This window comes from Spiroplasma sp. SV19, from assembly GCF_030060925.1.
In the GTDB taxonomy this organism is placed as follows: domain Bacteria; phylum Bacillota_I; class Bacilli_A; order Mycoplasmatales; family Mycoplasmataceae; genus Spiroplasma.
On the sequence record NZ_CP045455.1, the window covers coordinates 649,369 to 673,844 of the forward strand.

General features: G+C 32.5%; 39 protein-coding genes. 2 read left to right on the forward strand and 37 right to left on the reverse strand.

The window, feature by feature from the left end; all coding sequences use genetic code 4:
- Positions 1-15 precede the first annotated feature (15 nt).
- From E7Y35_RS03100 to E7Y35_RS03120, 5 genes are all read right to left on the reverse strand, one after another.
- Positions 16-279 carry an HPr family phosphocarrier protein gene (locus E7Y35_RS03100; RefSeq protein WP_283272894.1) on the reverse strand — a complete coding sequence of 88 codons (264 nt, stop codon included), beginning with the start codon at positions 277-279 and terminating at the stop codon, positions 16-18.
- A gap of 84 nt (positions 280-363) precedes the next feature.
- Positions 364-1,272 carry a hypothetical protein gene (locus E7Y35_RS03105; RefSeq protein WP_283272895.1) on the reverse strand — a complete coding sequence of 303 codons (909 nt, stop codon included), beginning with the start codon at positions 1,270-1,272 and terminating at the stop codon, positions 364-366.
- A gap of 15 nt (positions 1,273-1,287) precedes the next feature.
- Positions 1,288-3,480 (reverse strand): ATP-dependent helicase, encoded by a 2,193-nt coding sequence (locus E7Y35_RS03110; protein ID WP_283272896.1) that lies wholly within the window; start codon positions 3,478-3,480, stop codon positions 1,288-1,290.
- 39 nt (positions 3,481-3,519) lie between these two features.
- On the reverse strand, positions 3,520-4,278 hold the full coding sequence (locus E7Y35_RS03115) for an RDD family protein (protein ID WP_283272897.1): 759 nt from the start codon (positions 4,276-4,278) through the stop codon (positions 3,520-3,522).
- Positions 4,279-4,284: 6 nt separating this feature from the next.
- A complete protein-coding gene (locus tag E7Y35_RS03120; protein ID WP_283272898.1) occupies positions 4,285-5,256 on the reverse strand; it encodes a glycosyltransferase family 2 protein in 972 nt (323 codons plus the stop codon).
- Between the two features lie 144 nt (positions 5,257-5,400).
- Between E7Y35_RS03120 and E7Y35_RS03125 the strand changes: the two genes are divergently transcribed.
- Entirely contained in the window at positions 5,401-5,883 is a 483-nt protein-coding gene (locus E7Y35_RS03125; protein ID WP_283272899.1) for a hypothetical protein, read from the forward strand.
- Positions 5,884-5,929: 46 nt separating this feature from the next.
- Here the strand turns inward: E7Y35_RS03125 and E7Y35_RS03130 are convergent, their stop codons facing one another.
- The 30 genes from E7Y35_RS03130 to rpsJ form a co-directional block, all read right to left on the reverse strand.
- Complete coding sequence (locus tag E7Y35_RS03130; protein ID WP_283272900.1) at positions 5,930-6,109, reverse strand: hypothetical protein; 180 nt, start codon at positions 6,107-6,109, stop codon at positions 5,930-5,932.
- A 108-nt stretch (positions 6,110-6,217) separates the two neighbouring features.
- Positions 6,218-6,961 carry a type I methionyl aminopeptidase gene (map, locus tag E7Y35_RS03135; protein WP_283272901.1) on the reverse strand — a complete coding sequence of 248 codons (744 nt, stop codon included), beginning with the start codon at positions 6,959-6,961 and terminating at the stop codon, positions 6,218-6,220.
- 69 nt (positions 6,962-7,030) lie between these two features.
- Complete coding sequence (gene rplQ, locus E7Y35_RS03140) at positions 7,031-7,390, reverse strand: 50S ribosomal protein L17 (protein WP_283272902.1); 360 nt, start codon at positions 7,388-7,390, stop codon at positions 7,031-7,033.
- 18 nt (positions 7,391-7,408) lie between these two features.
- Positions 7,409-8,362, reverse strand: coding sequence for a DNA-directed RNA polymerase subunit alpha (locus E7Y35_RS03145; RefSeq protein WP_283272903.1), 954 nt, complete (start codon positions 8,360-8,362; stop codon positions 7,409-7,411).
- 15 nt (positions 8,363-8,377) lie between these two features.
- On the reverse strand, positions 8,378-8,767 hold the full coding sequence (rpsK, locus tag E7Y35_RS03150; RefSeq protein WP_283272904.1) for a 30S ribosomal protein S11: 390 nt from the start codon (positions 8,765-8,767) through the stop codon (positions 8,378-8,380).
- Positions 8,768-8,784: 17 nt separating this feature from the next.
- The gene (gene rpsM, locus E7Y35_RS03155) at positions 8,785-9,150 is read right to left on the reverse strand and encodes a 30S ribosomal protein S13 (protein WP_040092949.1); all 366 of its coding nucleotides are present in this window, start codon (positions 9,148-9,150) and stop codon (positions 8,785-8,787) included.
- A gap of 17 nt (positions 9,151-9,167) precedes the next feature.
- On the reverse strand, positions 9,168-9,281 hold the full coding sequence (gene rpmJ, locus E7Y35_RS03160; RefSeq protein WP_004028447.1) for a 50S ribosomal protein L36: 114 nt from the start codon (positions 9,279-9,281) through the stop codon (positions 9,168-9,170).
- A gap of 41 nt (positions 9,282-9,322) precedes the next feature.
- Positions 9,323-9,541 (reverse strand): translation initiation factor IF-1, encoded by a 219-nt coding sequence (gene infA / locus E7Y35_RS03165; RefSeq protein WP_283272905.1) that lies wholly within the window; start codon positions 9,539-9,541, stop codon positions 9,323-9,325.
- A gap of 24 nt (positions 9,542-9,565) precedes the next feature.
- Positions 9,566-10,204 carry an adenylate kinase gene (locus E7Y35_RS03170; RefSeq protein WP_283272906.1) on the reverse strand — a complete coding sequence of 213 codons (639 nt, stop codon included), beginning with the start codon at positions 10,202-10,204 and terminating at the stop codon, positions 9,566-9,568.
- 18 nt (positions 10,205-10,222) lie between these two features.
- Positions 10,223-11,650, reverse strand: a complete 1,428-nt coding sequence (gene secY, locus E7Y35_RS03175; protein ID WP_283272907.1) for a preprotein translocase subunit SecY — start codon at positions 11,648-11,650, stop codon at positions 10,223-10,225.
- Positions 11,650-12,087: a 50S ribosomal protein L15 gene (gene rplO, locus E7Y35_RS03180; protein WP_283272908.1), complete on the reverse strand. Its 438-nt coding sequence runs from the start codon at positions 12,085-12,087 to the stop codon at positions 11,650-11,652. Before rplO ends, secY begins: the two co-directional genes overlap by 1 nt.
- A 12-nt stretch (positions 12,088-12,099) precedes the next feature.
- Complete coding sequence (rpsE, locus tag E7Y35_RS03185; RefSeq protein ID WP_283272973.1) at positions 12,100-12,573, reverse strand: 30S ribosomal protein S5; 474 nt, start codon at positions 12,571-12,573, stop codon at positions 12,100-12,102.
- Between the two features lie 162 nt (positions 12,574-12,735).
- Positions 12,736-13,101 (reverse strand): 50S ribosomal protein L18, encoded by a 366-nt coding sequence (gene rplR / locus E7Y35_RS03190; RefSeq protein WP_283272909.1) that lies wholly within the window; start codon positions 13,099-13,101, stop codon positions 12,736-12,738.
- Positions 13,102-13,122: 21 nt separating this feature from the next.
- A complete protein-coding gene (gene rplF / locus E7Y35_RS03195) occupies positions 13,123-13,662 on the reverse strand; it encodes a 50S ribosomal protein L6 (protein WP_283272910.1) in 540 nt (179 codons plus the stop codon).
- 24 nt (positions 13,663-13,686) lie between these two features.
- Positions 13,687-14,076 (reverse strand): 30S ribosomal protein S8, encoded by a 390-nt coding sequence (rpsH, locus tag E7Y35_RS03200; RefSeq protein WP_349306601.1) that lies wholly within the window; start codon positions 14,074-14,076, stop codon positions 13,687-13,689.
- A 19-nt stretch (positions 14,077-14,095) separates the two neighbouring features.
- Positions 14,096-14,281, reverse strand: a complete 186-nt coding sequence (locus E7Y35_RS03205; protein ID WP_283272911.1) for a type Z 30S ribosomal protein S14 — start codon at positions 14,279-14,281, stop codon at positions 14,096-14,098.
- Positions 14,282-14,293: 12 nt separating this feature from the next.
- On the reverse strand, positions 14,294-14,836 hold the full coding sequence (gene rplE, locus E7Y35_RS03210) for a 50S ribosomal protein L5 (protein ID WP_283272912.1): 543 nt from the start codon (positions 14,834-14,836) through the stop codon (positions 14,294-14,296).
- A gap of 21 nt (positions 14,837-14,857) precedes the next feature.
- Entirely contained in the window at positions 14,858-15,178 is a 321-nt protein-coding gene (rplX, locus tag E7Y35_RS03215; RefSeq protein WP_040092936.1) for a 50S ribosomal protein L24, read from the reverse strand.
- An 11-nt stretch (positions 15,179-15,189) separates the two neighbouring features.
- Positions 15,190-15,558 (reverse strand): 50S ribosomal protein L14, encoded by a 369-nt coding sequence (rplN, locus tag E7Y35_RS03220; RefSeq protein ID WP_283272913.1) that lies wholly within the window; start codon positions 15,556-15,558, stop codon positions 15,190-15,192.
- 19 nt (positions 15,559-15,577) lie between these two features.
- Positions 15,578-15,838: a 30S ribosomal protein S17 gene (rpsQ, locus tag E7Y35_RS03225; RefSeq protein WP_283272975.1), complete on the reverse strand. Its 261-nt coding sequence runs from the start codon at positions 15,836-15,838 to the stop codon at positions 15,578-15,580.
- Complete coding sequence (gene rpmC, locus E7Y35_RS03230) at positions 15,835-16,989, reverse strand: 50S ribosomal protein L29 (protein WP_283272914.1); 1,155 nt, start codon at positions 16,987-16,989, stop codon at positions 15,835-15,837. Before rpmC ends, rpsQ begins: the two co-directional genes overlap by 4 nt.
- 1 nt (position 16,990) lies before the next feature.
- Positions 16,991-17,404, reverse strand: coding sequence for a 50S ribosomal protein L16 (gene rplP / locus E7Y35_RS03235; RefSeq protein WP_283272915.1), 414 nt, complete (start codon positions 17,402-17,404; stop codon positions 16,991-16,993).
- Entirely contained in the window at positions 17,404-18,162 is a 759-nt protein-coding gene (rpsC, locus tag E7Y35_RS03240; protein ID WP_283272916.1) for a 30S ribosomal protein S3, read from the reverse strand. The genes rplP and rpsC overlap by 1 nt, the downstream gene beginning before the upstream one ends.
- Before the next feature lie 19 nt (positions 18,163-18,181).
- Positions 18,182-18,520: a 50S ribosomal protein L22 gene (rplV, locus tag E7Y35_RS03245; protein WP_004028427.1), complete on the reverse strand. Its 339-nt coding sequence runs from the start codon at positions 18,518-18,520 to the stop codon at positions 18,182-18,184.
- A 28-nt stretch (positions 18,521-18,548) separates the two neighbouring features.
- On the reverse strand, positions 18,549-18,824 hold the full coding sequence (gene rpsS / locus E7Y35_RS03250; protein ID WP_283272917.1) for a 30S ribosomal protein S19: 276 nt from the start codon (positions 18,822-18,824) through the stop codon (positions 18,549-18,551).
- Positions 18,825-18,908: 84 nt separating this feature from the next.
- Positions 18,909-19,745, reverse strand: coding sequence for a 50S ribosomal protein L2 (gene rplB, locus E7Y35_RS03255; protein ID WP_283272918.1), 837 nt, complete (start codon positions 19,743-19,745; stop codon positions 18,909-18,911).
- A gap of 55 nt (positions 19,746-19,800) precedes the next feature.
- Entirely contained in the window at positions 19,801-20,088 is a 288-nt protein-coding gene (rplW, locus tag E7Y35_RS03260) for a 50S ribosomal protein L23 (protein ID WP_070406459.1), read from the reverse strand.
- The gene (gene rplD / locus E7Y35_RS03265) at positions 20,088-20,714 is read right to left on the reverse strand and encodes a 50S ribosomal protein L4 (protein ID WP_283272919.1); all 627 of its coding nucleotides are present in this window, start codon (positions 20,712-20,714) and stop codon (positions 20,088-20,090) included. Before rplD ends, rplW begins: the two co-directional genes overlap by 1 nt.
- Positions 20,715-20,736: 22 nt before the next feature.
- Positions 20,737-21,507, reverse strand: a complete 771-nt coding sequence (rplC, locus tag E7Y35_RS03270) for a 50S ribosomal protein L3 (protein ID WP_283272920.1) — start codon at positions 21,505-21,507, stop codon at positions 20,737-20,739.
- A gap of 64 nt (positions 21,508-21,571) precedes the next feature.
- Positions 21,572-21,880 carry a 30S ribosomal protein S10 gene (gene rpsJ, locus E7Y35_RS03275; protein ID WP_040092918.1) on the reverse strand — a complete coding sequence of 103 codons (309 nt, stop codon included), beginning with the start codon at positions 21,878-21,880 and terminating at the stop codon, positions 21,572-21,574.
- A 331-nt stretch (positions 21,881-22,211) separates the two neighbouring features.
- Between rpsJ and E7Y35_RS03280 the strand changes: the two genes are divergently transcribed.
- Entirely contained in the window at positions 22,212-22,697 is a 486-nt protein-coding gene (locus E7Y35_RS03280) for a hypothetical protein (RefSeq protein WP_283272921.1), read from the forward strand.
- 31 nt (positions 22,698-22,728) lie between these two features.
- Here the strand turns inward: E7Y35_RS03280 and E7Y35_RS03285 are convergent, their stop codons facing one another.
- Together E7Y35_RS03285 and E7Y35_RS03290 are read right to left on the reverse strand one after the other, a co-directional pair.
- Complete coding sequence (locus E7Y35_RS03285) at positions 22,729-23,196, reverse strand: 23S rRNA (pseudouridine(1915)-N(3))-methyltransferase RlmH (RefSeq protein WP_283272922.1); 468 nt, start codon at positions 23,194-23,196, stop codon at positions 22,729-22,731.
- On the reverse strand, positions 23,196-24,413 hold the full coding sequence (locus tag E7Y35_RS03290; protein ID WP_283272923.1) for a lipoprotein: 1,218 nt from the start codon (positions 24,411-24,413) through the stop codon (positions 23,196-23,198). The genes E7Y35_RS03285 and E7Y35_RS03290 overlap by 1 nt, the downstream gene beginning before the upstream one ends.
- Positions 24,414-24,476: the final 63 nt, after the last annotated feature.

Below are 24,476 nucleotides of genomic sequence, written 5' to 3' on the forward strand. Positions count from 1 at the left end.
TTTAATAACTAAGTTTTAAATAACCTTGTTGTCTTTCATTACTTTTTCAATCCCCGCAATTGCAACATCTTCATCAGCGCCAGATGCAACAATTTCCACTTCTGCACCTTGATGAATTCCTAACGCAATAATAGTCATAATTGATTTCAGATTACCAGTTTTTCCTCCTGAGAAAATAGTAATATCTGACTGATATTTTCCGGCTTCTCCTACAATCAATGCGGCTGGGCGAGCATGCATACCAACAGGATCTGCGATAACAGCTTTAAATGATGCCATTAAATTTCCTCCTTTAAAATATACTCACTTATTATATCAAAAAAAATAAAAATAACTATATTATCATTCAACATTTTTATCTTTTTAAACAATAATTTTAACGGGAACTTCTTGTTGTTCATTTGAGAGAAGATCGGAACTTAAAAATGTTATTAACTGATCAATAATTCAATTAGAATCAATTTGAATGGCTTGATTTGCTGTTAAATAATTAGGTAATAAATTAGGATCAAAATTAACATTAATAATTTTCAATGCTACTGTTTTAATACTTTTGACAAGAAAATAACTATCTTCATCAACACAAATTACTGTTTCAATATGTTTATCAATGATAGTGTTTGTTAATGCTTCTAAATCAGCATCATAATCAGTCCCAGTTAAAACAAGATAATTAGTCATTAGACTTAAATCGTTACTAGCTTTAAAATAACCGCGATATAATGCTTTTCACTCTGTTCCTAATGACAAATATAATGTTGCGTTTGTTTGGGGTGCAGTTTTAGTCACTAATTGGTACATTATTTTTTCAAAATCAAAATATAATGCTTGAAACTTATTATTTTGTTGGCCAAAAATAAGCACATTGGCATTATTTTCATATTTCTTTATTAAATTTGAAATTTCTTGATAATAACTAGTAAAAATAATTATTTTCATATTTCATTGTTGTTGTAATGCCTGAAACTTTAAATCAAATAGTTTTTCATTCTCATTAATTAAAACAATATTGACCATAATATCATTATCGGCTAATTTATCAAATAAAAATTGAAGCATTTGGCAAGTTCATTTTGATATTTTATCAAAAATTAATAAAGTAGCATTCGTCTGCAAATGATTTTTTTTTAGCAAAAAATCATTTTGTTGTAAAATCGCATTAATACGTTCGCGCATTTCATCACTAATTGATCCACCACTAAAATAACGAGAAATCGTTCCGACCCCACAACCAGCAATTTTAGCTAACTCTTTATAATTTTTAATTTTCATCGTACTCAGCCTCCATTATCCGATTTTTTTAATTGCCTGACTATCAGCAGAAATAATCTTAACATTATATGGACTTGGAAAAACAATTTGGACATTTTGGGCAATAATCTTTACAACAACACCAATCCCAAATAAATCATGACTAACAGTATCATTTACTTTCCATAAATTAGGTTTAAAAACTGGTTCAATATTTTTCTGTAAATGAAAAGATGAGACAATTTCGCCACTTGTTTTAACACCATCACGAATAACAAAAGGTTTTGACTTACTAAAAAATAATTCACTATTAACTCTTTGATAAAAATTTTCATCCAATTCCTTAATAAAACGCGAAGGAAAACGTTCATTTCCTGTAATATATGAATAACCTTCCGGATGACTCAAAAATAATAATTCTTGTGCTCTCGTAATCGCAACATATAATGTTCGACGTTCTTCTTCAATTTGATCATAGCCCATTTTAATGGCTTGACTTGATGGAAAAATCCCTTCGTTTAAACCAACAATAAAAACAACCTTTTTTTCTAATCCTTTCGCATTATGAATTGTCATTAAAGAAACAGTATTATCAGTTAAATTATCACTGTCACTGTCAGTTTGTAAAGAAACTAATTGGAGGTATTCAGCTAGTAAATCAGTCCCGATTAATTCTTCGTTTTGTTGGTCAAATTTAACAACCGAAGCAATTAATTCTAAGATGTTTTCTTCACGTTCTTCTTCAAAATTATCACGTAAACGTTGTTGATAACCAGTTTTATTTAATAATAACATTAAAAGATTTTCAATTGTTTTTGTTTTTGGTAATTCCATTAAAGCAGCTAAAATCCCTGCACGTAAATCAAATAAATTATGTTGTAAATTTGTTGGTAATAAATCAAAATGATCTGTTAACAGTGTTGTAAAAGTAATTGCTTGTTCTTTTAAAAGGGCCATAATTTGTTCAAACGCTTTTGGACCAATTTTTGGGGTCAACAATAATACTCGTTCTACCGCTAACTGATCATTATTCATAATTATTTTTAAGAACGCAAGAGCATCTTTAATTTCTTTTCGTTCATAAAATTTGAAAGCACCAAAAATACGATACGAAATACCATAATCCGCTAAAGCAATTTCTAAATCACGTGATAAGTGATTTGCTCGATATAAAATTAAAATATCTTTATAATCATAACTTTCTTGTTTAATTAATTCTTTAATTTTTCGCGCCACAAAATCACTTTCATCAATACTACTTGCGGCATAATACAAAATCGGTAACTGGCCTAATGCCTGATTTGTAAATAAGTCCTTTTCAACTCGGTTTTTATTATTTGCAATTAAATTATTAGCTAATGACAAAATACTTTGACTTGAGCGATAATTCTCATTCAAAATAATTGTCTCTGTCCCCGGAAAGTATTTCTCAAGGTCTAAAATTAATCTGACTTTTGCCCCACGTCACGAATAAATTGTTTGATCAGGGTCACCAACAACTGTAATGTTAGGATTATCACCAGCCAATCATTTAATGATATCAAATTGTAATTCATTTGTATCTTGAAATTCATCAACTAAAAAATAGTCAAAGCGGTTTTGCCACTTTTTTAACACTTCCGGATTATTCTTAAATAATTTATATGTCAATAAAATTAAATCATTAAAATCAAGACTTTTTAATTCTCTTAGTCGCGTTTCATAATGGTCATAAACCTCTGCTCAACGTTTTTCATCACCAATAGCATTACTCTTTGCACTAGCTGGACTAATAAAGTCATTTTTCCAATTATTAATAAAATTCTTGACGATGCGACCTTCTTGGGCATCATATTTAACATTAAATGTCTTATAAATATTTCGTAAAATACTTTCTTGATCAGCCATATCAATAATATTAAAATCACGCTCGTAATTTAAAGCAACAATATCTTCACGTAAAATTCGGACACACAAAGCATGATAAGTTGAAATCCTGCATCGCTTCCCATTAGCACCAATTAAAGCAACAATCCGTTCCTTCATTTCATTTGCAGCTTTATTAGTAAAAGTTACAGCACAAATTCGTCATGGTTCTAAATTAGCATATTTAATTAAATAAGCAATTTTATTAATAATTACCCGTGTTTTACCACTACCCGCACCAGCAATAATTCGAACTGGACCTTTAATTGCTAATACAGCTTCACGCTGATTTGGATTTAAATGTTCAATCAATTCATTTCCCATACTCTTCTGTCCTTTCTCTTCAAACAATTACATTTTACCTTATAATTCATCAATTTCTTTTAAAACTTCATCAGAAATATTTCCTGGTTGATCTTTTCGTAAATGAACATGTTCAGTATCTCTTGTTATTGTTTTTTTGGGGGCCTTTTTTTGTTTTTTGACAATTGGTTTTGTTCTAACATTGAACAAATGAAAATGACGGTCAAATAAAATCTGATGATTTGGATTTAACACAACGGCAAAAATTAAACCTAAATATCATAAAAAATAAATTGTTGTCACGATTCTAATAACAATTAAAGCTGTTGGGTTTTTGTTAGTTGTTCGGAATAAATCACCTAAATTCACATGAAAAATTAAATTTAAACTTAAATTTGTTAATAACACAATAAACCAGGGCAAAAAAATAATAAATAATTCTCGCGTAAAAATAACCCCTAATTTTAATTTTTGTTCTGCATTAACTAGTTTAATTTGAAACAAAAACTTTCCAATCGTTTTCCCATCCCAAAAATATGGCAAAAGAACAAAGTAACAAAAGAACAAGCAAAATGTTACTCCAATAACCACAATTGGTGCTCAAACTGTTCGCTGTGCATCTCAAGAATTCATTGTTAAAGTTAAAATTAACGGGAGAACACTAGCAAGAATAATATCAAAAAAACGCACTAAAATAACACGTAATGGTCGTGCTAATTGATGCAAGTTATAATCTTCGTTGGTTGTTGTTGTCATTGCTACATCATTACTATCTTTGTTTGACATCGAATGATTAGTTTTATCGCCTAATTTTGACATAAAATCTTATTTGATATTTTCCTGTTTTCAATTTTTAATAAATCCTTTAATATCACTAACAATTATTTTAAACTTTGGTTCTTGAATATCTTTAATGTATTTATTTTTAACAAAACTTTTATATCGTCGTTCCAATTTATTTTCAGTGCTATGAATTGCTTTGACCGATAAGGCTTTATTGTTTTGCAAACGAACAAGGCGTAAAAATGTCACAAGACAAAAACGAATGAAGGCATATTCTAATTCTTCTTGATATTCACGATATAAGTTCAAATCACGATATAAATTAAAAATATAAATTCATTGTTTCAACAAATCAAAAACACTATAATTAACATCTCCTAATTCATAGTCAGCTAAAATATCTTCAATTGCTAAAAAACCATTGGTGTATGCTAAAATATTGTAAATAAAGAAAGCATCTGTTCGACGATAATCAAGTAAGGTAATGTTTTTTTGTAATACCAATTTACGACGAAAAATTTTAGTAAAAACTAACGAATGCGTATATGCTAATACTTCCTTATTTGTTTTTGGCGATAATAAAATATTAGCTTTATTGCGAATCTCACTATTACCTTTTGAATGCGGATAATGTAAACGAAACTCAACGATATCAATTTTTTTATGTTCAACTTGATATTTTGTCACGTTCTCTTTTAAAACAGCAACAGCTGTTTTATGAATAATTTCACCTTCATCAACAATCATAAAATAATCACCTTTGGCAATAGTAATCGCAGTATTAATACCATATGAAAATCCTTGGCTCCGCAAATTTGTAATTACTTGCATTTTTTTCCCAACATTATAAAAATGCTCACTCATAAACTCTAATGATGGTGATTTGGACTGAAAACCAGTGTCATCAACTAAAACAATTTCATAATCATCATCAGTTTGGTCTTTAATTGACATTAATGTTTTCATTAGTTTGACAGGATTGTTTTGTGCTACAATAAGAAATGATAAAAACATACTAGTATCCTCCCTATTTATACTTGTAATAATTATAACATTTTAATTCTTTTTTTAGTATAATTATTATATTAGACCAAAAAAGAAAATATTTAACCGCTTCAAAGTTAACTATGATTAAATATTGCCATGGGAGATTTTAAAATGGAAAATAAAACCTTACAAAAAATTTTGCAACAAAGAAAAATTACAACAGCTGATGACATTATCTTTCGCACGATTTTTGATGTTTTAAGTACCCTTTTTACCGATGAAAATCATCTGTCAACGTTGGAAAAAGGTTATACCATTAACGAGCAACAACAAGTGTGATTTCCAAACATTATACCGCCCGACCGTCTAGCAACAGAAATTAAAAAGGGGTATGCTAATTATATTGCTCTTGATGGTCAATATCTTTATCAATTTGATAGCACTAAAGATCTTGCCAAACGAAAAAAACTTGGCGACCAGCAAACGCAAAACCAAACACAATTTGTAGCTTTTGCAAAGTTTAATGAAAAAGCATTGGGCGTTGGTTATCATTTTGTTGGTGTCTTTTGCTTTAATGGTTATACCAGTCCGGATTGTCAAACAATGATTTATAAGAAAATTGCCGATATTTATCATTTACCTAACAATAAATAGCATTAATCATCACAATCAAAAACCATACTTAATCTTAAGTATGGTTTTAAAAATTATAATTATTATCGCGATTTTGTTTTGCTGCTAATCGTTCTTGCTTTGCTACTTCACGAGCCATTTTTTTCACGCGTCCATAATCAAACGGATCACGCTTTCCTGACCCTGCTTTAATATGCTTGCCAAAAAGATTAATTTTTCAAGTTCAATTTCTTTGTTTGAATCCCATCATTATTTCCCCCTATGTTTAAACTATCAAGCCCTATTTATTTATGATACACGATATTAGACTATTTTTCAATTTTTAACTTAAAAAAGAAAAAATAATAAAAAAGGGTTATGTTAAAATCTCATAACCAGTTTCTGTAATTAATATTGTGTGTTCAAAATGAGCACTCCCTAATCCTAACGCAGAAACAGGGGTTCAACCATCGGCTAACATTTTAATTGCTTTTGTGCCAATTTGAACCATTGGTTCAATACAAATCGTCATTCCTGCTTGTAATCGCATTCCTGTTCCAGCAACACCTACATTTGGAATCATTGGGTCTTCATGCAAAGCACGACCAATCCCATGACCAGTAAATTCTGTTGGTAAGTAAAAACCTTCTCCTTCAACATAAGTTTGAATTACTGCCCCAATATCACCAATACGAACCCCTGGTTTTAAAATTGCAATCGCTTTTGTTAAAGCTGTTTGTGTAACGGTCAGTAACTTAACATGCTCTGGATTTGGGTTGGCACCAACAATAACGGTAAAAGCACCATCACTATTATATCCTTTATAAGCACACCCAGCATCAATCGAAACAAGATCACCCTCTTGAAACGAGACATTGTTTGGAATCCCATGCACTAAGACGGTATTTAATGAAACACAAATTGCTGCTGGAAAATCATACAATCCCTTAAAATTAGGTTGACAATCATTCGCCGCAATAATTTCTTCTGCGCGTTGATTTAGCATCATTCCTGTTACACCTGGTTTAATCATTGCCCGTAATTCTTGGTGAATTTTTTTTAAAATGGCTCCCGCTTTGCGCATATATTCAATTTCTTGGTTAGTTTTAATTGTAATCATTTCTTGAACTCCATTTCTTTGTTTATTTTATCACAAAAAGAAAAAACTAACGGACTGTTAGTTTTTTCTTTATACTAATTCAATAATTACCATTGGGGCATTATCCCCTTTTCGATTATCTAATTTTAAAATGCGGGTATAGCCCCCATTCCGGTTTTGATATTTTTTGGCAACACCATTAAATAACTTTTGCAATGCTGTTTCTTTTTCATTTGCATCAATGTCGCGTAAAAAACTAGCAGCACGACGACGCGCGTGCAAATCTTGTCGCTTTCCTAATGTAATTAATTTTTCAACATGAAGACGTAATTCTTTTGCCCGTGTTTCAGTAATTTCTAATCGTTCATTAATAATTAATTCTGTTGCTAAATTACGCATTAAGCCATTTCGTCAAGCTGTATTTTTTCCTCTTTTTTGTTGATATGACATAACATTCTTCCTCCCTTCCTAATCACGACGAAAGTGTAAACCTAATTGCGCCACTTTGTCTTTAATTTCTGTTAGTGATTTTTTCCCTAAGTTTCTAATATCTTGAATTTCGTCTTCTGTTTTTGAAACTAAATCACGGAGCGTATCAATTTTTGCTCTTTTTAAACAGTTTTGTGAACGTTGGGTAAATTCTAACTCATCAATACTACGATCTAATTCATCTTCTTCTGTTTCAGTTTCTGATGAAATAATTTGTGTTGCTTTAATTGCTTCGTTTAAATTAACAAAGAATTCTAGGTGCTCAGTAATAACTTTTGCTGCCATTGCCACCGCATTAACTGGTGTAATTGAACTATCTGTTTGAATTTCTAATTCTAATTTTTCTAAATCGGCATTTTTTCCAACTTTTGTTGGTTCAACATTATATGCCACACGTTGAATTGGACAATAATTTGAATCAATTACAATTAAATCCGCATATTTTTTTTCTTTTTTATTGTCCGTAAATGATTTATAACCACGAGAATTACGCGCATGTAATTCTAATTCTAATTCCCCACCTTTAGCAATTGTTGCTAACAACAAATTGCCATTAATAATTTCAACTCCCGTTGGGACCACTAAATCTTTCGCGTAAACTTCTCCTTCTTTTGAAGAAACAACCTTTAAGATTACTGATTCACCATCAGGAATAATATCTTGGTTAATTTTTAATACTAAATTCTTAATATTTAAAATTATTTTTGTAACATGTTCAACAACCCCTGGAATAGCAGTAAATTCATGCGAAGCCCCTTTAATGCGAACTGCAAAAACAGCGGCCCCCGGTGTTGCTGATAACAATGTTCGACGTAAGGCATTCCCCAATGTTACGCCAAACCCGCGCTCTAAGGGTTCTACTAAAAACTTTCCATAATTATTTGCTTTGTCTTCTGCTTGTAATTTAAATTCTGGTCTAATAAATTGTTTCATCGCCTAATCCTTCTCCTATCCTCTTGGTCTTTTTGGTGGTCGTGCCCCATTGTGAGGAATTGGCGTTACATCTTTAATTGAAGTAATTTCTAATCCAATTGCTTGAATACTACGAACCGCAGCATCCCGCCCTGGACCCGGTCCTTTTACTTCAACTTGAACACTATTCATTCCGTGTTCTTGACTTGCTTTACCAGCAGCTTCAGCAACCATTTGGGCAGCATAAGGGGTTGATTTTTTGCTTCCCTTAAAACCCATTGCTCCTGCTGATGATCATGAAATGACATTACCTGCTTCATCGGAAATTGTAACAATTGTATTATTGAAAGTTGAATGAATATGTGCAATCCCTTTTAGGATATTTTTCTTAACTTTTTTCTTATTCGTTGATTTTTTAACAGCCATAATATTCTCCTTATCTATTATTTTTTCTTGTTAGCAACTGTTTTACGTGGTCCTTTAACCGTACGTGCATTTTGCTTTGAAGATTGTCCGCGCGCTGGTAAACTTTTACGATGACGCATCCCACGGTAACTCCCAATTTCCATTAAACGTTTAATATTCAAAGCGACTTCACGTCGTAAGTCACCTTCGGTTTTTAGTTTTGCAATTTCATTCCTAATTGTTGTTAATTCATCTTCTGATAAATCTTTTACCCGAATATCTTCTGATATTTTTGCTTCTTTTAAAATTTTTTGTGATTGTGGTTTTCCAATTCCATAAATGTAAGTCAATGCAATTACAACGCGCTTATCATTTGGAATATCCACTCCGCCAATACGTGCCATATTCTTCCCGTCCTTTCTTAACCTTGTCGTTGTTTATGTTTTGGTTGTGAACAAATTATCATCACACGCCCTTTTCTTCTAATTACACGACATTTGTCGCAGATTTTTTTAACTGATGATCTTACTTTCATCGTGTATTCTCCTTTACCAAAATTTTATTTTGTTATTTTTCTTATTTATGTCTAAAAATAATCCGCCCACGTTCTAAGTCATAAGGTGACATTTCGACAACTACTGTATCCCCGGGTAAAATGCGAATGTAATTCATCCGGATTTTACCCGAAACGTGAGCTAAAATAACTGCCCCATTTTCTAGTTTCACCTTAAACATTGTATTTGGTAATACTTCTAAAATTGTTCCTTGTACTTCTAATAAATCAGTTTTGGCCATTTTATCTATTACCTCCAATCCCCATTATTTTAGAACTGCCATAATTTGATCTCATACAGCATGTCCTTCCATATCAGCATCAATAACAGTTAGTACTTGCTGATTTAAATAATACTGCACTAAAGGTGCTGTATCATTTTGATAAGCTGCTAACCTAATTTTAATTTTTTCTTCGCTATCATCTTTCCGTTGTACTAATGGTGTTTGATCATCATCACAAACTCATTGTACTTTTGGTGGAAACGCGGTGCGATGATATGTCCGTCCACAAGTTGGACAAGTTAAACGTCCCACAATGCGATCAACCAATTTTCCTTCGTCAATTTCAAAATATAAAGTATGATCAATTTTACTATTTAATTTTTGCAATAACTGGTCTAATTTTTCAGCTTGCGTAATTGTTCTTGGAAAACCATCTCAAATTAAATCTCCACTTATTGTTTGTAAATGTTGTTCAACCATTTCAATCATAAGATCATCAGGAACTAGCTTTCCTTGTTCTGAATACTGCTGGCAAAGTAATCCTGATGGTGTTTTCCGGTTAATGTTATCGCGAATAATATTTCCCGTTGAAAGATGTGTAAAGCCAAATTGTTTTACTAAATGCTCAGACTGGGTTCCTTTCCCGCTGCCTGGTGCTCCTAACAAAATAATGTTTCGCATTGTTTGTTCTCTGGCTTTCTATCATAAGTATGAATCTTTTGTTTCATCTTCTAACTTTTGTGACTTTTTGTCAATAAAAGCTTGTTGGGTAATACGACCCTTAACTTGACGCATTGTCTCTAAAGCAACCGAAACCATAATAATTAACCCCGTTCCCCCAATTGCTAACGCACTTGGTAATGATGTTAACTTACTAATAACATATGGTAAAATCGCAATTGCTGCTAAAAAGACTGACCCTAAAATACTTAAACGGTTAATAGTTCCTTTAATATATTTTTCTGTTTCTTTCCCAGGACGAACCCCTGGAATAAAAGTTCCGGCTTTCTGGAAATTCTCCGCAATCTTTTCGGGATTCATTTGAACTTGTGAATACAAGAACGTAAATAAAATTGTTCACACTGCATAAATAATAATTCCTGGTCATGTACTAAACGATAAGTAATTATTCGTAAATTGAACAAAACCATTCGTTGGATTGCTAACACTAATAATTTGAGCGACCGTAATTGGCGCTGAAATCAATGCTGAGGCAAAAATTACTGGAATAACTCCTGCAGAATTAATTTTTAAGGGTAAGAAGGGACGATTATTTTCATCACCCGATGCTAACCCACTTCCGGTTTGCTGAATTGGTAATTTACGTTCTGATTCATTTAACATTACAACAAACAACACAACTAACAAGAACATTACAACATATACTAAGAATTTTAAAATTCCATCAAATAATAAATTAATATCCTCTTGTCCTGAAATTCAAAACTTAAATGTTGTTTGTAAATTACTTGGTAATTGCGCAACAATCCCCGCAAAAATAATTAACGAAACCCCATTTCCAATTCCTTTAATTGTCATTTGGTCTGCTAATCATAACATTAACATTGTTCCCGCAATTAAAGCGGTTGGAACTAATAAATAATAGAAAATTGGGCTTCCGGTTCCAAAATCAGATGAATCTCATTTTGGCGAAATGATTCCTTGGTTAGCCATAGTGAAAATCGTCGCAATTCCTTGCATAATTGCAAATGGAATTGTTAATCATTTTGTTAAACGATCTAATTTTTTGCGACCGCGTTCCCCACTCTTCGCTCAACGCGATAGAGGAGGGATAACATCGGTTGATAATAACTGAACAATAATTGAAGCAGTAATATATGGTGAAACTCCTAAAGCTAAGATAGAAAACTTCCCTAGTGTTCCTCCTCCCAACATCGAAATCAAACTAAAGAACTGATCATTGTTTGATAGATCTTGGAAGTTTTGTGAAATTGTAACACCTGGGACTGTTAAATAACTTCCCAAGCGGATTAAAACTAAAACTAATAAGGTAAAGCCAATTCGTTTCATCAAATCTTTATTTTTAACAAAGAAATTTGATGATTTAACAATATCAACATCACCATTTTTACGGGTTGTTTTTCTTTTTTTTGCCTTAGTTTTCACTATATTACCTCCACTTTTCCTCCAACTTTTTCAATTGCTGCTTTTGCAGTTTGTGAAATTTTGTTAACTTTAACATTAACACTCTTAGATATTGTACCATTCCCTAAGATTTTAATTAATTCTTTTTCATTTTTTAGCACTTTTTTTGCAACTAATGTTTGATGGTTAATGTCATTTAAACCTAGTTTTTCTAAATCATTTAAGTTTAATAAAGTATAAGTTTTTGTTGAAATATTAGTAAACCCAACTTTTGGTAAACGGCGAAAGATTGGCGTTTGTCCCCCTTCAAAACCAGGGCGAACTCCACCACCAGTACGAGCATTTTGCCCCTTATGACCTTTCCCTGAAGTTTTACCAAGTCCTGATGAAGTTCCTCGTCCTAAGCATTTCTTACTATGACGAGCTCCTTCGCTATATTGTAATTCGTTTAATTTCATCTTCCTTACCTCTTATCCTTGCAATTCTTCTGGGGTTTTACCACGTAGTTTTGCAATTTGATCAACTGTTCTTAACTTATGTAAACCATCTAATGTTGCTCTAATCATATTAATTGGTGTATTTGATCCTAATGATTTTGTATAAACATCTGCTAAACCTGCTAATTCAATTACTGCCCGAGCTGGTCCCCCAGCAATAACTCCAGTTCCTTTGCGCGCAGGTTTAATTAAAACCTTTCCGGCGCCAAAATGACCAATAATTTCATGGGGAACTGTTGTTCCAACTAAAGGCACTTTTACTAATTGTTTTTTCGCTTCTTTAATTGCTTTTTTAATTGCATCAGGAACTTCATTTGCTTTGCCAGTTCCAAACCCAACACGACCTTTTTTATCACCAATAACAACAACTGCCGCAAAACGGAAGTGTCGTCCTCCCTTCGTAACTTTTGTCACACGACGAATTGTTACTACTTTTTCTTCAAACATATTATCCTCACCACGACGATCAAAGTTTCGTTCTGAACGTTGATGTGGTTGACGCGGATTATTTCGTGAAAAATCGCCTTTTGGTGGTTGTGATGGTGTTGAGGCACCAGTATTTGGTGTTAAACCTGTTTTATTCTCTGCCATATTTTCTTATTGCTCCTTTTAAAATTTCAATCCTGCTTTACGCGCAGCTTCTGCAAATGCTTTTACTTTACCATGATATAAATACCCACCACGATCAAATACTACCGTTGTAACTTTTTTATCAAGTGCTTTTTTTGCAATATCTGTTCCGACTTTTTCAGCCGCCGCAATATTGCTTGTTGATTTTAAATCTGCCATTTTTAATGTTGAGGCTGCAACAATTGTTGTTTGCTTAACATCATCAATTAATTGAGCATAGAAATGCCCATTCGATTTGAACACATTCAAACGAGGGATTGCAGAAGTACCGTTAATTTTAGCGCGAACACGGAAATGTCTTTTTTTACGTTTTGCACTTCGACTTTGACTTTGTAAATTTGCCATTGTTGTTCTTCCTCTCCTCTGCTATTTACCAGCAGATTTCCCTTCTTTACGAATAATATGTTCATCTTTGTATTTAATCCCTTTTCCTTTGTAAGGTTCAGGTTTACGATAATTTCTAATGTTAGCTGCTACTTCCCCAACTAATTGTTTTGAAATTCCTTCAACAACAATTTGAGTTGGTTTCGGAAGAGTAATATTAATTCCTTTTGGAATTTTATACTCAATTGGATGTGAATATCCTAAGTTTAAGGTTAATTTATCACCAGCTAAAGCCGCACGATAACCAACCCCATTGATTTCTAATTCTTTTTTGAAACCTTTGCTAACACCTTCCAACATTCCTTGAATTAAGGAATTAATGGTTCCGTGTAATTGCTTACTATGTTTCACATCATTTGCTCGTTCTGTTGTCACAATACCATCTTTCGTGTTAACAATAATAACACTTGGGATTGCTTGTTCTAATTGTCCTTTTGTACTTTTAACAATAACATTGTTTGGTTGAATTGTTACCTCAACACCCGCTGGAATTTTTAACTCTCTATTACCAATTCGAGACATTTTTCTGTTCTCCTTTAAAGTTTGCTATCAAACATAAGCAATAACTTCCCCACCTAAGTGAGCATGTTTTGCTGCTTTGTCTGTCATAATTCCTTGGCTGGTTGAAATAATTGCAATTCCCATCCCATTTAAAACTTGAGGTACTTTTTCAACGGTTACATAAACTCTTAATCCTGGTTTTGAGATTCTTTTTAATCCTGAAATAACTTTTGTTTTTCCTTTATATTTTAAAGTCAAACTCAATTCTTTTTTCACATCTCCTGATACTTTAAAATCTTCAACATAACCTTCTTCTTTCAAAATCTCAGCAATTCTGACCTTCATTTTACTTGATGGCATAATCACACTTTTGTGTAAACGTTGGTTAGCGTTACGAATTCTTGTTAACATATCAGCGATTGTATCAATCATCATAATTAATTAGTCTCTCTTTCTATCATGAAGCTTTTCTAACCCCAGGAATTTGTCCTTTGTATGCTAAATTTCTAAAGCATAAACGACATAAATTAAATTTACGTAACACAGCATGAGGTCGCCCACAGTTTCCGCACCGTGTATAACCTCTTACCTTGAATTTTGGATGGCGTTGTTGTTTAACTTTTAATGATTTTTTGGCCATATTTCTTTCCTCCTATTTTTTAAATGGCATTCCCATTTTGCCTAATAATGCTTGAGCATCGTTATTATTAGTTGCACTTGTGACAATTGTGATATCCATTCCTCGAATTTTTTTAACTTTATCATAATCAATTTCGGGAAAAATAATTTGTTCTTTGATTCCTAGAGTGTAATTGCCACGCCCATCAAAAGCATTAACACTAACCCCACGGAAATCTCTTACTCGTGGTAACGCAATATTAATTAATTTATCTAAAAACTGATACATTTTTTTACCACGTAAAGTAACTTTCGCTCCAATTGGCATTCCTTCACGTAATTTGAAAGCGGCAATTGAACCTTTTGCTTTGGTAACCACTGGATGTAACCCAGTAATTAACGCTAATTCATTAGTAATGTCTTCAATGACTTTACTATTTTGTGCTGCATCACCAGCTCCCATGTTAACAACAATTTTTTTAACAACAGGAACTTGCATAATTGACTGATAACCTTGCTCTTTGAATAATTCTTTAACAATTACATCTTTATATTTTTTTTCTAAATTAACATTCATTATTAATAATTATTCCTTTCTTTAAGCTAAATGGGCTTTCGATTTACGAGCAATACGAACTTTTTTACCATTATCAGCAACTTGATAACTAATTTTAGTAATTTCTTTTTTGTTCTTTGGATCAATTAATGCAACATTTGAAATATGAATTGAAGCAGGAACTTGTTGGATTCCTCCTTCGGTGTTATCTTGTGAAGGTTTAACATGTTTAATGTTAGTAATTCCTTCAATGACAACACGACTTTTTTCACGTAAAACACGGATGATTGGTCCTTCAGTTCCCTTGTGTTTTCCCGTTACAACTTTGACTAAGTCACCCTTTTTAAATTTAACTTTACTCATAACTTAGCCTCCTATAATACTTCTGGTGCTAATGATGCGATTTTTCCAAATCCAGCATCCTTAACTTCACGGGCAATTGGACCAAAAATACGTGTTCCCCGTGGTGTTTTATCATCTTTAATTAAAACTACTGCATTTTCTGAAAATTGAATTTGTGTTCCATCGGTTCTTTTTAATCCGCGTTTTGTGCGAACAATAACTGCTTTAACAACTTGCCCTTTTTTAACAATTCCACCGGGAGTGGCTTTTTTAATGGTACATACAACAATATCCCCAATATTAGTAAACTTACGTCATGAACCGCCCAAATTTTTAATTACTAACACTTCTTTTGCTCCGGAGTTATCGGCAACTCTTAATCTTGATTCTTGTTGGATCATTTTCTTTTCCTCTTCTTAATTAACCAATTGCTTTTTCAATAACTTCAATTAAACGAAAGTGTTTAGTTTTTGATAAGGGACGTGTTTCCATAATACTTACCTTATCTCCAATATGTGCTTGTTCTTGTTCATCGTGTGCTAAATATTTTTTTGAATATTTAACACGTTTTTTATATAATGGGTGATTTTTGTATGTTTCAACTAAAACAGTAATTGTTTTTTCGCTTTTATCCGAAATAACACGGCCTTGCAGCACTTTTCGACTATTTCTTTCCATTATTTTTTTCCTGTACCTTTCTTAGTAGTTGTTTTATCATCGGCTTTTTTAGTTGTTTTTCCGGCAGTTAAAATTTTATCACGATTCTCTTTTCAATTTGTCCCATAAGTATACTCTGATGCTTTTGGGTCTTTTGCTTTTAAATCCAAATCAATTTTAACACCTGTTCCGCGACCTTTTGCAGTTCCGATTGAGATTGAACTCTTCATTGCTGCTAATTTTTCTTTAGCATTAAGTTTCACATCTTTCTTTACAGTATTAGTCCCCGTTGCTTTTTTTGTTACTTTTGGCACTTCGATTTCCGCTTTTGCCGAAGTAACTGATTTAACGGTTACTGTTGATTTGCTGCTTGTTTTTGGTGCAGCTGGTTTACTTGCTGCTTTTGCTGTTTCATTCTCTTTAATTAAAGATTTTAAAGTAGCATCTTTTGTGTCTGCTGATTTAGCAGATTCTTTCTTTGCCACTGGCGCTTTAGAAACTACTGTTGGAGCTGCTTTTGGAGCTGCTTTAACAGGTTCTTTCTTTACCACAGAGGCTGCTGGTTTTTTGTCAGCTTCTTTTTTTGCAGCTGGTTTTGGTGTTTTTTCAGCCGCTGGTTTACTTTCTTTCACAGGAGCTGCTGATTTACTTTCTTTCACAGAAGCTGCTGGTTTACTTTCTTTCACAGAAGCCGCTGGTTTTTTAACAGGCGTTGTAGAAACTTCTTTTACTGGCTCTGCTTTTACCACTGCTGGTTTTTTAACATCTGCTAAAGTAGCTGTCTCAGGACTTGATGCTTCATCACTGATTTGCATCGCATCAGCTAATGGTAAATCCATCAAACTTGCCATATTGTCTTCTGAAGCTTGTTGTTCAGCCATCATTTGATCAATTTTAGCTTTACGCTGTTTTGCAAATTCTTGTGATTCTTTTTCAATTTTAGCGTATGTTTCACTTAAATTAATTTTGACATTAACTGCCGTGTTTTCACCAGCTTTTTTACGAGAAGATAAGATTGTTAAAATCCGAGCAATTTGCTTTTTTAATTCACCAATGCGATGTGGTTTTTCCAAGTTCCCCATTGCTGATTGAAATCGTAAAGCAAATAATTCAGCGCGTGATTCTTCTTCCAGTTTTTTTAACTCTTCAACTGATTTTTTGTTTAAATCATTCATCTTACTCTTCTCCTTTTTTTATAATCTTACATCTCACTGGTAATTTGTGCATTGCTAAACGTAACGCTTCACGAGCTGTTTCTTCGGAAACTCCCGCTACTTCAAACATCACAGTTCCCGTTTTAACTACTGCTACTCATTCTTCTGGTGAACCTTTTCCTGATCCCATCCGTACTTCTAATGGTTTTTTAGTTTTTGCCATATGCGGAAAAATTCGAATTCAAACTTTTCCTCAACGTTTCATATAACGAGTCATAGCAATCCGTGCTGCTTCAATTTGACGATTTGTAATTCATGCTCCGTCTAGTGATTGTAATCCAAATTCTCCAAAATCAACTTTAGTATTCCCTTTTGCTTTTCCTTCGTATTTAATCCGATGTGGACGACGATATTTCGTTCTTTTTGGTAATAACATTATTTTGCCTCCTTAGGAGCAGATTGTGATTTTGGTGGATAGTCACGACGATTATTGTTTGAACGATCAAAATCTCTTCGTTCAAATCTTGGCTTTTCATCACTAGTTGAAACTAAATCTTTACTTAAGATTTCACCTTTACAAATTCAAACCTTAACCCCGATTTGACCATAAGTGGTCAAAGCTTCGGCCAAAGCATAATCAATATCACTACGTAAAGTAGCTAATGGTACTGTCCCTTCCGTATATCCTTCGGTACGAGCCATATCAACTCCCCCTAAACGTCCTGCAACAGAAGTTTTAATTCCTTTTGCTCCAGCTTTCATAGCTTTTTTAATTGCTAACTTTTGAACAGTTCTAAATGATGCACGATTAACGATTTGTTCTGCAATGGTATTTGCCACTAATTGTGCATCAGTATCTGGGTTTTTAATTTCCACAACATTAATTTTTACTTCCATTTTACGATCACCAATTGTAATTCTTACTAGTTTTACTAATTCCGCGATGTTTTTTCCTTCTTGCCCTAAGACAACACCAACACGAGCAGTTCTAATAAAGATAACAATTTCTTTTTTTGTTCGTTCAATTTCAATTTTAGAAACACTAGCTCCTTTTAATTTTTTCATTAGAGCTTTTCTAATTTGGATATCTTGATGCAATCAATTCACATAATCTTGCTTTTCAGCATATCATCTTGAATCTCATGTTTTAATAACTCCAACTCTTAATCCAGTTGGACTAACTTTTTGACCCATATCTTGTTATCTTCCTTTCTTATTGCTGCCCATCACTAACAGTAACTGTGATGTGACTTGTTCTCTTTAAAATTTCATATGCTCGTCCGTGGGCACGAGGACGAAATCGTTTTAATGTTGGTCCTTCGTTAACGAAGATTTCTTTAATAAATAAACGATCAGCGTCCAAACCATTATTGTTAACAGCGTTTGCCACTGCTGACTTTACTAATTTTTGAACTGGTACTGATGATTTTTTGTTTGTGTTGTTAAGAATAACTATTGCGTCTCCCACTTTTTTATTACGAATTAAATCGGTAACCAATCTAACTTTTCGTGGCGATATTCGAATACTTCTTAAGTTTGCTCTTACATCCATTTATATAATACTCACTTTCTGAATTTAATTATCTTTTCTTTTTCTTATCATCGCCATGGCCACCAAATTTTCTCGTTGGTGAGAATTCTCCTAATTTATGACCAACCATATCTTCTGTAACATAAACAGGAATGTGCTCTTTTCCATTATGTACAGCAAAAGTATGACCAATAAATTCAGGGAAAATAACGCTTCTTCTTGATCAAGTCTTAACAACTTCTTTTTTATTTATTGCATTTAATGCTTCAACTTTTTTTTGTAAATGCTTATCAACAAATGGTCCTTTTTTTAGACTTCGTGACATTGTTGTTCCTCCTTTTAAATAATCTCTCTAACTTTAATCTTTACTTTCAACTACTGTAGTCAGCTTCGACCCTAATTAGTAAGATTATTTAGTACGTCTTCTAACGATTAGTTTAGTTGAAGCTTTTTTCTTATTACGAGTTTTTACTCCTAATGCTTTTTTACCTCATGGTGTCATTGGTGCTTTACGCCCAACAGGAGCTTTTCCTTCTCCTCCCCCATGTGGGTGATCATTCGGGTTCATAACTGACCCACGAACAGTTGGACGAATTCCACGTCAACGGTTACGCCCTGCTTTTCCTCAATTTACTAAGCCATAATCTTCATTTCCGACTTCACCGATAGTTGCTCGACATTCAGCTAAAACCTTGCGAACTTCACCAGAAGTTAACCGAATTGTAACATATTTACCATCTTCATCTTTTCCTAGTAACTGAACTGATGAACCAGCTGAACGTGCTAATTGTCCACCTTTGCCAGGACGTAATTCTAAATTATGAAGCACAGTCCCTTCTGGAATGTTTTTTAATTTCATGCAGTTTCCAACTTTAATATCAGTTTTTTCACCACTAATAATTTGCATTCCAACTTTAATTGTTTTTGGTGCTAAAATGTATTTTTTTTCACCATCAACATAATTAACTAAACAAATAAAGGCATTACGATTTGGGTCATATTCAATTGTGGCAATTTTTCCGACAACATCATCCTTATTTCGTTTAAAGTCAATAATTCGATATTTAACTTTATGACCGCCGCCTTTATGTCTTGTGGTAATAACTCCTTGGTTATTACGACCAGCATGTCTTTTCCGAGTTTCAACTAATGATTTTTCCGGACGATCAGTTGTTAATACGGAATAATCTAACGTTGTCATATTACGACGACTCGGTGTGACTGGTTTAAAACTCTTAATTGGCATTCTTATTTATCCTCCTATTTCGCCAATAAACAGTCCCAGATAGTGTATCCTGGAATTATTTATCTTCTCCTAATAAATCTAATTTTTCTCCTGGTTTTAATTTAATGATTGCACGCTTTGTATACGTTGTTTCTCCGACAAATTTTCCCATTTTCTTTTCTTTTGGGTCATAATTAATAACATTAACTTTTTCAACCTTTACTTCAAAGATTTTTTCAAAAGCCTTTTTGATTTGAACTTTGTTAGCAGTACGCGCTACTTCAAAAGTGTAAACACCATCAGCCATATTACGATATGTTTTTTCTGATAAAATTGGTTTTTTAATAACATTTGTAATATGCATTATGCGTACACCTCCTCAATTGCTTTAACCGCTTGTTCTGTTACTAATAATTTGTCAGCATTTAATAAATCATAAATATTAATTCCAGCGGATGTAATTATATTTACTTTTTTAATATTACGTGATGATTTAAAGTTAACTTCATCACCTTCTGTTGTAATAATTAATAATTTTTCATCATTAATTTTTAAATTATTTAAAACTGCAATCATTGCTTTTGTCGAAGGTTGTTCAATCCCAAATTGATCAATTACCATTAAATTTTTATCTTGTGTTTTTAATGATAACGCTGATTTAATTGCCAATCTTCTTACTTTTTTGTTAACATGTTTTAAATAATTTTTTTCTGGAGTTGGACCAAATACGATCCCTCCTCCTTTTCATTGTGGTGCTCTAATTGACCCCTGGCGAGCACGACCAGTACCTTTTTGTCTTCAAGGTTTTCTTCCCCCACCAGATACTTCAGTTCTCGTTTTAGTTTTGTGTGTACCCTGACGCATTGCGGCTTGTTGCGCAATAACAGCATCAAACATTGCTTGTTGATGTGGTTCAATTCCTCAAACTGTGTCATTTACACTAATTTCTTTAATGCTACTTCCCTTCGCATCAAGTACTTGTAATTTCATTCTAAAATTCCTTTCTACAAAACTATTCTTCAACTGATGCTGGTGCATCAGTTGTTGGTGTTGCTTCAACAGGTGCTTCAGCAACTACTTCAACTGGTTTTTCTGTTTTAATTTCGGGCTCTGGTGTTTTTGCATCAACAGTTCTTTTAATTAGTTCTGTTGGTGTCTTTGGGGTTAAACCTTTAATTGTTTCTTTAATAACTACAAACTGTTTATTTGGTCCCGGAATTGATCCTTTTACTAATAAGGCATTTTTTACAGTATCAATGGCAACTACTTCTAAATTTTGAATTGTTACTTTTTCAGTTCCCATATGTCCTGGCATTTTTTTTGATTTTAAAATGCGGTTTGGAGCAATTGGCCCCATTGACCCAACTCCACGGTGATAACCTGAGCCATGACCCATTGGTCCACGAGAATAGTTATGTCGTTTAATTGAACCTGCAAATCCTTTTCCTTTTGAAGTTCCGGTTACATCAACGAATTCCCCAGCAGTAAAGATATCAGCTTTAATAATATCGCCAGAATTATAGCCATTCATATTTCTGATTTCTTTAACGAAGCGCTTAGGTGTTGTATTCGCTTTTTTAAATTGTCCTTGGTCTGGTTTTGAAACCAAGTTAATTCTTTTATCTTCGACAGCTAATTGAAGTGCTTGATAACCATTTTTTTCTTTAGTTAACACTTGTAAAACAACATTAGGTTGTACTTCAACTACTGTAACTGGTATTAATCTACCATCGGTAGCAAAAACTTGTGTCATACCAATTTTGCGTCCTAAGATTCCTTTCATTTCTTTCCTCCTTGAAAATACGTCATGTATATCTTGCTGATAAATTAAATTTAAGAACGGTTATTTATTTCATTTCAATTTCAACACCACTTGGTAATTGAACACGTTTTAAAGTATCAATTACTTTTGGACCATCAGGATTAATGATGTCAATAATTCTTTTATGTGTTCTCATTTCAAATTGTTCTCTTGAATCTTTGTATTTATGAGTTGCACGTAAAATAGTAATGATTTCACGATCAGTTGGTAAAGGAATTGGTCCTTTAACTTTTACTCCTGCGGCTTGGGCTGCTTCAATGATTTTTTGAATTGATTGATCAACCACGCGGTGATCATAACCTTTTAATTTTATTCTCATTTTAGTTTGAGCCATTACTTTTCCTCCTAATTTATTTATATTTTTTGTGTAAACATTGACAACGCCTATCAGTGTATCAAAGATAGACCACAAAAGATGTTTCCACAAAATATACATGCTAGTTTATTTTATTGGATAATATTTCATAATGCAAGTATTTTTCTAAAAAAATAATACAAATTAACCAAATTTTTTATAAAATTAATTCTTTAAAAAGTACGGAAATTAAGGGGTACTACCTTCTTTATAATATATGACAACAGAAAAATATTATCTTATCTTTTATTCTTTTTTTAATCTCGTTATAATTAATATTGTATAAAAGTAACAAAAGGTGAGAAGAAAAATGGCAAACAAAAAAGATGATAAAACCATCATATGAGCAAAATCAAAAGTTGTTGAACATGATTTGCGTTATGAGAAACTGCAAAAGTTTAAAGCGCAAGGAATTAAAATTGAACTTGATAATTTAGCGCGCAAAACATCACGAGCCCATGAAGTATACCGCAAGACAAATAAAAAACCCGAACTTGATAAGAAAAAAATAATTGATAAAAATAATCCGATGTATAAAATTTTATTAAACGCGCAAAAAAAGAATAATCAGCTAAAAAAACAGGCTTTTAAAACAGATGATCCTGATTATATTGATGTTAATAATATGACTGTTGCTGATCGTGTTAAAATTGTTAAATTAGCGAAAAAAAATAGTCCATATTACCGACAACTATTATTAGAGAAAAATACAACTGGTCTTTCTGAATTAGCCCGAAAACGAAAAATTGAAATGATGTCTCAAGGAACACAGTCGAAAAAAAAGACCCATAAATAAAAAAAGGATAAAAATCATTTTTATCCTTTTTTTATTTATGATAAACTTCATTATTGATAATTTTAAAACCACGATAAATTTGTTCTAATAAAATTAATCGACATAATTGATGCGGTAATGTTATTGCTCCAAAACTTAATTGAAAAGCTACTTCAGTTTGTATTGCTGTGTTAAAACCATGACTACCACCAATAATAAACATTAACTTTGCCTTTTTAAAATGTTTGACATCTGCAATTAAAGCAGCAATTTTATCACTTGTTAATTGTTGACCATTAATATTTAATAATACTTTGTAATAATCGGGATAATCTAAAAGTTTTTTTGTAACTAATGTTGTTTGTTCATTAATTGCTACTTGCTCATTTTTATTCGTAATTTCTTTTACTTCAATAAGCTCTATTTTGGCATAGTGTTTAGTTCGTTCTAAAAACATTGCACAACCAGTTACTAAAAAGGGTTTATCTAACGAACCAACTGCTAAAATTTTAATATCCATTAATTGTATTGATCTGTTATTGAATCAACATTAATTTTTCATTTTAAATCAGGGAAGGCATAATCTGGTGATAATGATGGAAACTGTCCTTCTTTATCAACTTTTTTATCTTCGTCAGTTGTTAATGTTCCATCTTTATCACCTTGTTTAACATATCCTAAGGCAATCTTAATACTTGGATCAATTGGAAGCCCTGGAATTTGAAAATTATAGTCATGGTAATCATCATTTGTTAATTTACTAAAATCATAAAAACCATAACTAAGAAAGAATCATTGGTGCGCATATGTTGGTTTATCCGTACTACTATTTGGGTCTTTATAAACCAAGTAATTAGCATAAGCAACTAATTTATCAATTGTAGCTGAAAAAGTAAAACGTTTATGTTCTCCTTGGAATTCAAAGCGAATTGTTACATCTGGAATTGTCACAGCAATATAACGCGCTGATTGATAACCACGGTTTTCATCAACTTGGTTATACCCTTTATTATAATTGTTATTAGGATCATTCAACCAATCTAAAATTGTTGCAACTGGCGATAAAGTTTTTAATGATGGTGGAGTATAAACTCCTTTCTTACTATTAGATCAAGTGTGCTCTTTTACTCAATCTTTATTTGATGTTTTTTCGGCATTCCCAGTCATTGTCACTAAATTTTTATTATTAGGATCTTGAACCTTTTGATTTTCATTCGCAAGTAATGCTACTTGAGTATAATATGAATCATAACTAGTTGAATAATTAGTAAAAAATTCCGTTCATAATTTTTTTTGGTCAATTTTTTTTGTATTGTCAAAAGGATCACTACCATCTGTCTTTGCATTTGAAATAATATTATCTTTCTGTCCTTGTAATCCTGCAGCAATTTGATCAGATGTTCAGTTTGCTCCTTTTCCTGTTGTTTTACTATTGTCTTTTGTTAAATTCACTCCAGTTAAAAATGGAACAATAACATTACTAATTAAACCCATTCTTCCCTGTTGTAAACTATATTCATAAGGAGCCCCTGTTTCATCTTTTCCTGATTTTGTCGCATCATCAATTCCATCAACTGATTTTCCAGTTACAGTTGGGGCATGACTAAATTTTTGAGTTCCATTGTACACAAAAACCGACACCGGATTTCCTTGTGGTGCTGTATTACAAGCCACAACTGTCGTTGTCGTTGTTGTAATTAAAGTTGCTGCTGTAAAAAGTGATAATAATTTACGCATTTTAGACCTCTTTTCCTAAGCGTTTATTTAATATAACTGCATCTGTTACTATCTAAAATGTTA